At 74.9% G+C, this 12054-nt stretch carries 13 protein-coding genes; 9 read left to right on the top strand and 4 right to left on the bottom strand.

The window, feature by feature from the left end:
• Positions 1-39: 39 nt before the first annotated feature.
• Genes ACI78Z_RS20815 through ACI78Z_RS20805 form a run of 3 tightly spaced genes read right to left on the bottom strand, consistent with a single transcriptional unit; the run spans position 40 to position 2746 of the window.
• Positions 40-648, bottom strand: a complete 609-nt coding sequence (locus tag ACI78Z_RS20815) for a GerMN domain-containing protein (protein ID WP_457038437.1) — start codon at positions 646-648, stop codon at positions 40-42.
• A complete protein-coding gene (locus ACI78Z_RS20810; protein ID WP_457038436.1) occupies positions 645-2018 on the bottom strand; it encodes a sensor histidine kinase in 1374 nt (457 codons plus the stop codon). Before ACI78Z_RS20810 ends, ACI78Z_RS20815 begins: the two co-directional genes overlap by 4 nt.
• Positions 2015-2746 (bottom strand): response regulator, encoded by a 732-nt coding sequence (locus tag ACI78Z_RS20805; RefSeq protein WP_457038435.1) that lies wholly within the window; start codon positions 2744-2746, stop codon positions 2015-2017. The genes ACI78Z_RS20810 and ACI78Z_RS20805 overlap by 4 nt, the downstream gene beginning before the upstream one ends.
• A 138-nt stretch (positions 2747-2884) precedes the next feature.
• Here ACI78Z_RS20805 and ACI78Z_RS20800 point away from each other — a divergent pair, with 138 nt between their 5' ends.
• From ACI78Z_RS20800 to ACI78Z_RS20770, 7 genes are all read left to right on the top strand, one after another.
• Positions 2885-3220 carry an STAS domain-containing protein gene (locus tag ACI78Z_RS20800; protein WP_457038434.1) on the top strand — a complete coding sequence of 112 codons (336 nt, stop codon included), beginning with the start codon at positions 2885-2887 and terminating at the stop codon, positions 3218-3220.
• A gap of 65 nt (positions 3221-3285) precedes the next feature.
• The gene (locus ACI78Z_RS20795; RefSeq protein WP_457038433.1) at positions 3286-3618 is read left to right on the top strand and encodes a hypothetical protein; all 333 of its coding nucleotides are present in this window, start codon (positions 3286-3288) and stop codon (positions 3616-3618) included.
• 49 nt (positions 3619-3667) lie between these two features.
• Positions 3668-3868, top strand: a complete 201-nt coding sequence (locus tag ACI78Z_RS20790) for a hypothetical protein (RefSeq protein WP_457038432.1) — start codon at positions 3668-3670, stop codon at positions 3866-3868.
• Between the two features lie 487 nt (positions 3869-4355).
• The gene (locus ACI78Z_RS20785) at positions 4356-4511 is read left to right on the top strand and encodes a hypothetical protein (protein ID WP_457038431.1); all 156 of its coding nucleotides are present in this window, start codon (positions 4356-4358) and stop codon (positions 4509-4511) included.
• 612 nt (positions 4512-5123) lie between these two features.
• Entirely contained in the window at positions 5124-5306 is a 183-nt protein-coding gene (locus ACI78Z_RS20780; RefSeq protein ID WP_457038430.1) for a hypothetical protein, read from the top strand.
• A 76-nt stretch (positions 5307-5382) separates the two neighbouring features.
• Positions 5383-6435: a glucose 1-dehydrogenase gene (locus tag ACI78Z_RS20775; protein WP_457038429.1), complete on the top strand. Its 1053-nt coding sequence runs from the start codon at positions 5383-5385 to the stop codon at positions 6433-6435.
• Positions 6436-6463: 28 nt separating this feature from the next.
• The gene (locus tag ACI78Z_RS20770) at positions 6464-8314 is read left to right on the top strand and encodes a glycoside hydrolase family 15 protein (RefSeq protein ID WP_457038428.1); all 1851 of its coding nucleotides are present in this window, start codon (positions 6464-6466) and stop codon (positions 8312-8314) included.
• Positions 8315-8368: 54 nt separating this feature from the next.
• Here the strand turns inward: ACI78Z_RS20770 and ACI78Z_RS20765 are convergent, their stop codons facing one another.
• Positions 8369-9379 (bottom strand): Lrp/AsnC family transcriptional regulator, encoded by a 1011-nt coding sequence (locus tag ACI78Z_RS20765; protein WP_457038427.1) that lies wholly within the window; start codon positions 9377-9379, stop codon positions 8369-8371.
• An 84-nt stretch (positions 9380-9463) separates the two neighbouring features.
• Here ACI78Z_RS20765 and ACI78Z_RS20760 point away from each other — a divergent pair, with 84 nt between their 5' ends.
• Both ACI78Z_RS20760 and ACI78Z_RS20755 read left to right on the top strand, forming a co-directional pair.
• Positions 9464-10723 (top strand): M20 metallopeptidase family protein, encoded by a 1260-nt coding sequence (locus ACI78Z_RS20760; protein ID WP_457038426.1) that lies wholly within the window; start codon positions 9464-9466, stop codon positions 10721-10723.
• Positions 10720-11937, top strand: coding sequence for an MFS transporter (locus ACI78Z_RS20755; RefSeq protein ID WP_457038425.1), 1218 nt, complete (start codon positions 10720-10722; stop codon positions 11935-11937). The genes ACI78Z_RS20760 and ACI78Z_RS20755 overlap by 4 nt, the downstream gene beginning before the upstream one ends.
• The last annotated feature ends 117 nt before the right edge of the window (positions 11938-12054 follow it).

Below are 12054 nucleotides of genomic sequence, written 5' to 3'. Positions count from 1 at the left end.
ACCGGTCGCACCGGGACGCCCCGGTGCGGCCGCCGGAGGTCAGGGCGGCGGAGCAGCCCCGGTCGGGAGCAGTGCGGCGTAGTCCGCAGCGGTGAGCACCCTGGTGGTCAGCGCACCGGACGGCAGCGGGGCCTCGACCGGTTGGCCGTCGAGGGTCAGCAGGACGCCGTCCACCCCGGGAACGCTCGCGGCGGTCAGCACGAGCTGCGCCACGGCGAGGCGGCTGGCCCACCCCGACGGTGCCTGCGTGGCGCCGCTGATGTCGATGGTCGCCGTCCCTGCGGTGACGTCGGCGACGGACAGCTCCACGTCCGGCGGCAGCGCCGTCGACAGCTGCTCGCCGAGTTCGACGGGTGTGGGGCCGTCCGCGAGGTGGTCGAGCAGGTACTCCAGCCGCTCCTCCCGCGAGGAGCCGGTGACCTCGCGGGCGCGGGGCACCAGTGCGTCGTCGCCCCGCACCAGGTGGATCCGCGCCGGATCGGGGACCGGCTCCGGGGTGGACGCCGGGGCAGAGGTGGCCGCCGGTGAGGTCAACCCCGGAGGTACCTGGGAGTCCGGGATGGCCTCGGCCGGCGCACCCGTGGGCACCCCGCAGCCGGCGAGGCCCGCCAGCAGCACCGCCGCGGCGGACACCCGGGTCCGTCTCACTGCTCCGCCCACGGCAGGGAGAGGGTGAAGCGGGCACCGCCGGACGGGGCGTCGGCGACCCATGCCGCTCCCCCGTGCTGGGCGGCGGTCTCGGCGACGATGGCGAGTCCGAGTCCGACGCCGGGCAGCGAGCGGCGGGCGGCGCGGGGACCCCGGGCGAAGCGCTCGAAGACCCGTTCGCGGTCCTCGTGCGGCACGCCGGGTCCGTCGTCGTCGACGCTCACGACCACCGCGTCGTCCCGCCGGCGCACCGACACGCTGCGCGGACCGCCGGCGTGCCGATCGGCGTTCTCCAGCAGGTTGCCGACGGCCCGCTCCAGCGCGGTCTTGTCCCCCAGCACGGTGGTCTCCTGTTCGGGATCGGCGGTGAGCAGCTCGGCGGGACGTCCGCTGCTCGTCAGGACCTCCCGCACGAGGGCGGTCAGCGACACGGCCCGGCCGATCTCCCGCGCCGGCGCGCCGTCGATGCGGGCCAGTTCCAGCAGGTCGTCGAGCATCCGCCGGAAGCGACCCAGTTCTCGCTCGACCAGGGTGAGCGCCTGCCGCGACCGGGGAGACAGCTCGTCCCGGCGTGCGGCCAGCACCTCCACGCTCGTGACCACGCTGGTGAGCGGGCTGCGGAGCTCGTGGCTGACGTCGCCGACGAACCGGGCGTCGCGCTCGATCCGCGCGGCCAGCGCATCCACCATGCTGTTGAAGGCCCCCACGATCGCGACCAGGTCGGGGTCGTCGGTGGCGGGCAGGCGGGTGGTGAGCTCCCCACCGGCGATCCGGGTCGCCGCACCGGCCACCTGCTCCAGCGGCGAGACGGCGCGCCGGCTGGCCCACGCTCCGAACGCGCCGCCCGCGAGGGTGGCGGCCAGCGCCCCGGCGCCGAGGACGACGGCCAGCGTGCGCAGCACCATCTGCAGCTCGGTCAGCGGGGAGAGCTCGTAGAACTGCACGCCCGCGGCGGGTACCGGGATGCCGACCAGCAGCGCGGGGCCGGAGGGTGTGTCGACGCGGACGGTCCCGGCTTCCCCCGACTCCACGAGCCGCCGCAGGTCCGCGGGGACGTCACCGGCGCCGACGTCCAGGCTCGACGAGTACCAGGAGCTCCCGCTGCGGACCACGACCTCGGAACCGCCGGAGGGCAGCATCTCCCCCAGCAGGTCGCCGACCTCGGTCCCCGCGGTCTCGAGGCGGCTGCTCAGCAGGGCGGCATCGGCGAACGCCTGCCGGGTCAGCGACCGTTCCCGCTGGTCGAGCAGGTAGCCGCGGGCCAGCAGCCACGTGGTGACCACCAGGACGGCGGAGACGAGGAGGGTGCCCGCGGCGAAGCCGACGACGATCCGCGCCCGCAGCCCTCGCGCCCCGAGGGCACGCCTCACTGCGGGTCCAGCCGGTAACCCAGTCCCCGCACGGTGACCACGACCCGCGGAGCGCTCGGGTCGAGCTCGACCTTGGTGCGCAGCCGCCGGATGTGGACGTCGACGATGCGCTCGTCGCCGAAGAAGCCGTGCTCCCAGACCCGCTCGAGCAGCGCCTGCCGGCTGAAGACCCGGCCGGGCTCGGTGGCCAGCTCGCACAGCAGCCGGAACTCGGTGAGCGTGAGCGGGACCTGCTGCTCGCCGCGGTGGACGGTGCCGCGCATCTCCCTGAGCACCAGCGGCGCGTCCGGGTGCCGGTCGAGCACCACCTCGGCCGGCCCGGCGTCGGGGGTCCCCGGACCTCCGGTGCCCGATCCCGCGCGCCGGCGCAGCGCCCGCAGCCGGGCGGTGATCTCCTTGACCTGGAACGGCTTGGTGACGTAGTCGTCGGCGCCGGCCTCCAGCGCGGCCACGATGTCGTGGGTGTCGGCCCGGGCGCTGACCACGATGACCGGCAGGTCGTGGTCGCGGCGGACCTCCCGGATCACGGCGAAGCCGTCCATCGACCCGAGCATGAGGTCGACGACCATCAGGTCGGGCGTCTCGGCCGACACCTGGCGCACGGCCTCCTCGCCGCTCACCGCCTCGGCCACGTCGTAGCCCTCGTCCTCCAGCGCCCACCGCAGCGCGGTGCGGATCGGGTCGTCGTCCTCGACGAGCAGCAGACGGGGGGCCGGCACGGCGGCCATGCTCCCACCGTCCCGGGTCGACGACCTCGCGCGCACCGGGTCGTCACGGGATCGCAAAGCAGTGGGCGGCCGGACCGCAACGTCCGTGGACCAGCCTGCTGGGGACCGCACGTCGAGCGACCGGCACGAGGAGGCCCGATGACGCACGCCATCGCGACCAGGACCCGGCACACATCATCGGGGGAGGACGTGGTGACGGTCCGGCTCGACGACGCGCTGCTCGCGGACGGCCTGGCCGACGTCCGCTGGCTCCTGCACGACGCCCTGCTGGCCGGAGCCCGCCTGCTCGTGGTCGACCTGACGGCGGTGCACCACCTGTCCAGCTCCGCCGTGGCCAGCCTCCTGTCGGCGCACCGCACGTGCCGCGCCCGGGGCGGCGCGGTCGTCCTGCGGGGAGCCGACCGTCGGGTCGAGTCCCTGCTGTTCCGTACGGGTCTCTGGCGGGTGATCCGCATCGAGCCGGTCGACGGCTGATGACCGCCACGTCAGGTTCCCCGCAGCGGATCACCGGGTCCACGGCAGGACGCCGGGAGGACCGGATGGACGCCGTGGCGTGGGGTGCCGGAGGGGGTCGGGCCGACTTCTCGCAGGTCGTCGACCGGCAACGCCGGACCATCCGTGCCGGCGGGGTCCTCACGGTGCAGGGCGCCGACCTGGTGCGCGGCACCGTCCTCCTGCTGCGACGAGGTCACCGCGGGCGGATCACGCTCGACCTGGAGGGGGTCCGCGCCGCCGACGATGCCGGTCTGCAGGACCTGGAGGTCCTGCGGCAGGCCGTGACCGAGGACGGCGGCGAACTCGTCGTCCTGCACGTCCCGGCACCCGGCGCGGTCGGGCGCCGGCTCGGGCGGGCCTCCTCCGACCGCGGGTGACCTCGGGGCGGCCGGAGGACCGTGCAGACGTGCCGCCGCGACCGAGGAGGTGCCGACGACGAGGGATCCACGAGAGCGCGCCGTCGTGCTCGGCGGCAGCACGGCCGGCCTGCTGGCTGCTCGTGTCCTCGCCGACACCCACCCCGAGGTCGTGGTCGTCCAGCGGGACGAGCTGCCCGAGGGCGCGGCGCACCGCCGCGGCGTGCCGCAGGGGCGGCACGTCCATGGGCTGCTGGGTCGCGGCGTGTAGGTGCTCGATGAGCTGTGCCCGGGCCTGATCGAGGAATTGACCCGCCGCGGGGTGCGGACCGGCGACGTGCTGGGCGACACCCGCCTGCACGTCGGCGGCCACCGCTTCCGGCGGGGGACTTCCGGGTTGACGGTGGTGGGGGCCAGCCGGCCTGGCCTGGAGGCCTGCCTCCGCGACCGGGTCCGCCGCCTGCCCGCAGTCACGCTCCTCGACGGGTGCGTCGCGACCGGCCTCGCCGCCACCCCGGATGGGCATCGCGTCCATGGGGTCCGGGTCATCCGGCCGCGGGGCGGCGGCCGAGAGGGGACACTGGCCGCCCAACGGGTCGTGGACACCTCACCCTCTTCGGGCTCGCCGGCGACCACCGCCGATCGACCCCTCGGGCTCCACCGACTTCGCTGCCGGCCTGTCCCTCCCGGACATCCACCAGGCCGTTCACGGCGCCGAGCGCCTCGACGCCCCGGTCGCGTTCCGCTACCCGGTGCGCGTGCGGCGCCGGTACGAGCAGCTGCCCACCTTCCCGGACGGACTGCTCGTCATGGGGAACGCGGTCGCGACCTCCGACCCCGTCTACGGCCAGGGCATGACGGTGGCCGCACTGCAGACGCTCGTCCTCTGCCGTGCCCTCCAGCGCGAGGCGTGACCACCGTGAGCGCCGTTCTGCCGGGACGTCGGCAGGATCGTCGACACCGCCTGGGATCTCACAAGGTGCGCCGACCTGGCGTTCCCGGAGGTCCCGGCCGGCGCACCGCCCGCATGCGGATGACGAACCGCCACGTGGCCCTGGTCCAGGCCGCCGACGACGTCGACGTCGGGCGCGCATTCCTGAGGGTCACGGGGCTCGTCGATCCACCGCAGGCCCTGGTGCGCCCGGCCCTCGCCGGCCGCGTCGCCCGGCACGCTCACACCGGACCGGCCCGTCGGCGGACGTCGGCCACGCCGGACCCACGGCGACGCACGGCTGAGTGCGGGTCGCCGCCGTCACCCGACGGTCACAGGACCAGGGGACCACGTGACGATCCCGTTGCGGACGCCGAGGGAGGAGGCCCCGCTGCGACGCGCGGACCATGCTGAGGGGGCCGGTCCGGCCCCGCTCCGGACCGGCCCCCAGGCAGAAGACCGGAGGCGGACGAGTGGGCCGACGTCGACAGCACGCCGACCGCGTGAGCCATCGCCCGCCCCGGTCAGAGGTGCGCTCGGGGCCCGGTCCCACGGGAGTCCTCGCGCAGGACCGGCACGAGGGGCTGCACGGGCGGTGCTGATCGACAGGAGCACCGTCGTCCAGACCCTCCGCGCCGAGGGCCGGACGGAAGAAGCACGCAGGGCCGAGCAGGTGCTGGACGTGGAGGTCGACACCGTTCGGGACGCCGAGATCCTCCGGGACCTCGGGATCGATCCCGACCGCCGTGCCATGGGCGGTGGCCCGGCCCTCGACTGAGCCCCTTCCCCGGCCACCACGGCCGGGAGCCCACGGCGGCCTGCGTCCCGCCCGACACCACGCGACCGGAGTCCCCATGAGAGCTCTCACCGTCATCCCCGGGGCACCGGACTCGGCCGCCGTGCGCGACGTGCCCGACCCCGTCCCCGGGCCGGGCGACCTCCTGGTGGACGGCCTGGTGGTCGGTGTCTGCGGCACCGACCGCGAGATCGCGGCCGGTGAGTACGGCTGGGCTCCACCCGGGCAGGAGCGCTTGGTCATCGGGCACGAGTCACTGGGCCGGGTCCGGGAGGCTCCGCAGGCCAGCGGGTTCGCGCCCGGCGACCTGGTCGTCGGGGTGGTCCGCCGCCCCGACCCGGTCCCCTGCGGAGCGTGCGCGCACGGCGCCTTCGACATGTGCCGCAACGGGCGCTACACCGAGCGCGGCATCAAGGAGCTGCCCGGCTACGCCGGGGAGCGCTGGTGCGTCGAGGCCGACTACGCCGTCCGGCTCGACCCGGCGCTGGCGGGCGTCGGCGTGCTGCTCGAGCCCACCAGCGTGGTCGCCAAGGCCTGGCAGCAGATCGAGCTGATCGGCGGGCGGTCGTGGTTCGAGCCGCGCACCGTGCTGGTGACCGGAGCCGGGCCGATCGGCCTGCTGGCCGCTCTGCTCGGCGTCCAGCGCGGTCTGGAGGTGCACGTGCTCGACCGGGTGACCGACGGGGTCAAGCCCCGCCTGGTGCGCGACCTGGGCGCGGGCTACCACTGCAGCGGCTTCGCCGACGCCGTCGCCGCCGGCCGGCCGGACGTCGTCGTGGAGGCCACCGGAGCGCCGCCGCTGGTGATGGCGGCCATGGGTGCAACGAGCCCCTACGGGCTGACCTGCCTGACCGGTGTCTCCCCTCGGGGACGGCGGATCGACTGGGACGCCGGCGGGCTGAACCGCTCCCTGGTGCTGGAGAACGACGCGGTGTTCGGCTCGGTCAACGCCAACCTCGACCACTACCGGACCGCCGCCGACGCGCTGGCCCGGGCCGACCCTGGCTGGCTGGATCGGTTGCTCACCCGACGGGTGCCGCTGGACTCGGCGACCGACGCCCTGCGCCCGGACCCCGACGGCGTGAAGACCGTCATCACCCTGCACGGCTGACCGACGACGACATCGGGAGGAGGCCCGCGTGCCCGGGCGGATCGAGGACTACGGGCTCATCGGCGATCTGCAGACCGCGGGGCTGGTCGACCGCACCGGGTCGATCGACTGGTTGTGCCTGCCGCGGTTCGACTCACCGGCCTGCTTCGCCGCCCTGCTCGGGGACGAGTGGGCCGGCCGCTGGCTGGTCGCCCCACGGGGTGCCGGCGCCTGCACCCGCCGCCGCTACCGCGGCGACTCCCTGGTGCTGGAGACCGAGTGGGAGACGTCCGACGGCACCGTGCGCGTGGTCGACTTCATGCCACCCCGGGGACAGGCGCCCGATGTGGTGCGGATCGTCGAAGGCGTGTCCGGCCGGGTGCCGGTGCACACCGAGCTGGCGCTGCGCTTCGACTACGGCCACGTGCCGCCCTGGACCCGCACGGTGGACGGCGAGCTGGCCGGGGTGGCCGGGCCGGACGCGGTCTGGCTGCGCAGCGACGTCCCGGTCGAGCAGCACGACGGCCTGGTGCAGGCCGACCTCGAGGTCTCCGCCGGCCAGTCGGTGACGTTCGTGCTCACCCACGCGGCCTCGCACCTGCCCCGGCCGCGCGCGGCCGACCCGCACCGGGCGCTCGCCGAGACAGACGACTTCTGGGCGGACTGGATCGGCCGGTGCCGGTACACCGGCGGCTGGGCCGGCGCCGTCCGCCGTTCGCTGCTCACCCTCAAGGCGCTGACCTACGCCCCCACGGGCGGGATCCTCGCCGCCGCCACGACCTCGCTGCCCGAGCAGCTCGGGGGCTCGCGCAACTGGGACTACCGGTTCTGCTGGCTGCGGGACGCCACCTTCACGCTCCAGGCCCTGCTCGGCACCGGCTACCTCGCGGAAGCGCAGGCATGGCGCGACTGGTTGCTCCGCGCGGCCGCCGGCGACCCGTCCGAGCTGCGGATCATGTACGCCCTCGACGGGTCCCGGCGGATCCCGGAGGTCGAGATCCCGTGGCTGCCCGGCTACGAGGGCGCGGCACCGGTGCGGGTCGGCAACGCCGCCGCCGGCCAGTTCCAGCTCGACGTCTGGGGCGAGGTGCTCGACGGGCTGCACCTGGCCCGGCGGTCCGGCCTGGCCGGCACCGCCGACGGTTGGGACCTGCAGCACGCGCTGCTGGACTTCCTCGAGGGCGCCTGGGACGAGCCCGACAACAGCCTCTGGGAGGTCCGCGGCCCGCGGCGGCACTTCGTCCACTCCAAGATCATGGCCTGGGCCGGGGTCGACCGCGCCGTCTCCGCGGTGGAGGAGTTCGGGTTGGACGGGCCGGTCGAGCGCTGGCGGCGGCTGCGCCAGGAGATCCACGACGACGTGTGCCGCCACGGCTACGACGCCGACCGCGGCACGTTCACCCAGTTCTACGGCTCCCAGGGACTGGATGCGGCCCTGCTGCTCATCCCGCGCGTCGGCTTCCTGCCCTGGGACGACTCCCGGGTGGTGGGCACCGTGACCGCCGTCCAGCGCGAGCTGGACCAGGACGGCTTCCTGCTGCGCTACCGGACCGACGCCGACAGCCGGGTCGACGGCCTCCCCGGTGACGAGGGGGCCTTCCTCGCCTGCAGTTTCTGGCTGGCCGACGCACTGACCGGCATCGGCCGGTGGGCCGAGGCCGAGGCCCTCTTCACCCGGTTGCTGGACCGGCGCAACGACCTCGGCCTGCTGAGCGAGGAGTACGACGTCGCCACCGGCCGGCAGGTCGGCAACACGCCGCAGGCCTTCAGCCACGTCGGCCTGGTCAACACCGCCCGCCACCTCTCCGGCACCCGGCCCGCACACGAAGCCGGGGCTCCCGCCGGCGGCGGGGACCCCGAGGCGCCTGCCGCCCCGGGCCGGGCAGCACCCAACCGATGACCGGGCGAGCCGGTCCGGGCGCAGCCCAGGGGTGCCCGAGGGCAGGGAGCGGGCTCAGGCCTCGAGGCGGTTGACCACGACCTCGCCCGTGCACCGACCCTCGTCGTCGAGCAGCCACCCCATCCGCTTGGCCACCCGCAACGTGACGGAGCTGTCCGCGATGGTCAGCCAGGGCAGCCGCTCGCCGAGGAGCCGCTCCAGGGCGAGCAGATGGGCCAGCGACCGGGTCCAGGCAGTCAGCATGATGTTGGTCTCGCCGGTGGTGGACACGCACAGGCGCAGCTCCGGCAGGGTGGCCAGGGCCTGCACCGTCCGGGCGTGCTCCGCCACCGGCACCCGCGCCAGCCAGTTGCACGAGACGGGGTAGCCGGCATCGAACTGGGACACCTCGCAGCGGAGGGTGAGCAGCCCCGCGGCGAGGAGGCGGGGCAGCTGGCGCCGCACCGTCGCGGCGTTGCGGCCGGTCCGGCGGGCCAGGTCGGCGGCCGCCAGCCGCCCGTCCTCGGCGAGCGCCTCCATGAGCGGCCCGGGAGCCCGTGGCGGCGTCCCCCCGGGCTCCCCCCGGTGCTGGCCGGCGATCGCGGACAGCGACCTGACCTGCGCCGGCTCGAGGACGTCCAGCCGCCAGCGGCTGGCCTCGAAGTGCAGGCCGGTGGCCAGCCGGGACCGGGTCTGCCGGACGCCGGGCACCCGGGGCAGGTCCTCGAGGACGAACCGCGTCAACGCCCGGAGGCCACCGACCATCACGGTGACCTGGAGGTCACGTCCCCGCGCCGCCTCCTCCACGGTGACCGCACGCGGGTCCCGACAGAGGTGGCGGACCACGTCCGGACGGGCCTCGGGGAGGCAGTCCACCTCGACGAACGCCACGATCAGGTCCGGCCTGGAGGCGTTGACGTGGGCGGTGACCCAGGCCAGGCCGCTGCTCCGGAGCCGCGTCCAGCGCTCGGCGAGCGCCGCCGGTGACGCGCCGAGGACCTGACCGGCCTGGGCCCAGCTGACCCGCGGGGCGACCTGCAGCGCATGGATGAGCGCCAGATCCGGATCCTCCAGGGGTCGGTGCACGTCTTCCTCTCCTCGTGCGGTCCCCGTGCACGAATCGTCGCTCCGGCGCGACGTGCCCGTGCGCCACACCACAGTAACTGCACCATGGCCCACATCACAGCGACCGCACCGACGCTGCGGCACGACGCCGACGCCCTCGCCGGGGACCTGGTGGAGCTCCGGCACGCCCTCCACGCCGACCCCGAGATCGGGCTCGTGCTGCCCCGCACCCAGCGACGCGTCCTCGACGCCCTGGCCGGCCTGCCGCTCGACATCGACACGGGGACCCGGACGACCTCCGTCACCGCCGTCCTCCGAGGCGGCGGCGCCGGTGCCTCCCGGGGTCCGGTCGTCCTGCTGCGCGCCGACATGGACGCCCTGCCGGTGCAGGAGGACAGCGGCCTGGGCTTCGCCTCACGCGTCCCCGGTGCCATGCACGCCTGCGGCCACGACCTGCACACGACCATGCTGGTGGGTGCGGCACACCTGCTCGCCCGCCACCGCGAGCGGCTGGCCGGGGACGTCGTCCTGGTGTTCCAGCCGGGCGAGGAGGGCTGCGACGGCGCCGGGGTGATGCTCGAGGAGGGCCTGCTGGGAGCCGCCGGCCGGCCGGTCGACGCGGCCTTCGCCCTGCACGTGTTCTCCGCCCTGGTCCCGCAGGGGCGCTTCGTCACCCGGCCCGGCCCGATCCTGTCGGCGTCGGACGGACTGTTCGTCACGGTGCGCGGCGCGGGTGGGCACGGCTCGACGCCCCACCGGGCGAAGGACCCGGTGACCGCCGTCGCGGAGATGGTCACCGGCCTGCAGACGATGGTGACCCGCCAGTTCGACGTCTTCGACCCGGTCGTGGTGACCGTCGGTGCGCTGCACGCCGGGACGCGGCGCAACGTCATCCCGGAGACGGCCACCTTCGAGGCCACGGTGCGCACCTTCTCCCCCGCCGCGCGGGAGACCATGACCACCGCCGTGCCCCGACTGCTGCAGGGCATCGCCGCCGCCCACGGCGTCGAGGTCGACGTCGACTACCGGGCCGAGTACCCCGTGACGGTCACCGATCCGGACGAGACCGCCTTCGCCGCCGGCGCGCTGGCGGAGGTGTTCGGGCCGGACCGGCACGCCCCCCTGGCCTCCCCGCTGTCCGGCTCCGAGGACTTCTCCCGCGTGCTGGACCTGGTCCCCGGCAGCTTCGTCGGGCTGGGTGCGGCACCCACCGGGCTGGACCCGGAGACCGCCCCGTTCAACCACTCGCCGCAGGCCCGCTTCGACGACGCCGTCCTCGCCGACGGCGCCCTGGCCTACGCCGAGTTCGCCCTCCGCCGCACCGCGCTGCCCCCCATCCCCGCCCCGCAGAGGAGCCAGCCGTGACCACCCTCGCCCCACCGGTCGAGCCGAAGCGCACGAAGACCATCGTCGGAACGGGCGTGGGCAACGCGCTCGAGTGGTTCGACTGGAACATCTACGCCATCTTCGCCACGTTCTTCGCCGCCCAGTTCTTCAGCGGCGAGAACCGGGTCTCGGCGCTGCTGGCCACCCTCGCGGTGTTCGCCGTCGGCTTCGTCGCGCGACCCTTCGGCGGCTTCCTGTTCGGCTGGATCTCCGACCGGCGGGGCCGGCGGGCGGCGATGACCCTCTCCGTCGCGCTGGCCGCCGGCGGCAGCTTCGCCATCGGCCTGTCCCCCACCTACGAGTCCATCGGCATCGGCGCCTCGCTGATCCTGCTGACCGCCCGACTGGTGCAGGGGCTCGCCCACGGCGGTGAGCTGCCCTCCGCCCAGACCTACCTGTCCGAGGTCGCGCCCCGCCAGGAGCGGGGACTCTGGGCCAGCCTCATCTACGTCTCCGGCACCATGGGCGTCATCGTGGGCACCGGGATGGCCGCCGTCCTCACCGTCGTGCTCGACGACCAGCAGATGACGGCCTGGGGCTGGCGCATCCCGTTCGTCCTCGGCGGCTTCTTCGGGCTGTACGCCCTGGTCATGCGGCGACGCCTCGACGAGACGGAGACCTTCGAGCGCGAGGTCGGGCACCAGCCGGCCGCGCCCGCGGAGTCCATGTGGACGGCCATCCTGCGCCACCGCACGCAGGCGCTGCAGGTCATCGGGATGACCGTCGGCGTCACCATCGTCTACTACGCGTGGGCCATCTCCGCCCCGCAGTACGCCATCAGCTCCCGCGGCATCGACCCCGGCAGCGCCCTGTGGGCGGGCGTCGTCGCCAGCCTCGTCTTCATCGCGGCCCTGCCGGTGTGGGGCGCGGTCTCCGACCGCATCGGCCGCAAGCCGGTCCTGCTCGGCTGCGTCCTCGGCCTGGCCGTGTCCGCGTTCCCGCTCAACGCCCTGGTCGGCACCAGTGCCGTGCGTCTGGGGATCGCCATGTCGCTGGCGCTGGTCCTGATCGCCGGACCCGCGGCCATCGTGCCGGCCGTCTACGCCGAGCTGTTCCCCACCCGGATCCGCACCGTCGGCGTCGGCGTGCCGTACTCGATCGCCGTCGCGGCGTTCGGCGGGACGGCCCCCTCCTGCAGACGTGGTTCGGCGAGACCCTCGGAGCGTCCTGGTTCACTGGCTACGTCATCGTGATGCTGCTGCTCTCCGCGGTCGCGATCGCGTCGCTCCCGGAGACCAGGGCCCGCGACCTCAGCGGCATGCACTGACCGGCTCCGTCGTCGTGGTGGTGGGCGCCGGCCCGCCACCACC

The organism is Geodermatophilus sp. SYSU D01176 (assembly GCF_054050015.1).
This window is presented reverse-complemented; position numbering and strand designations above follow the sequence as displayed.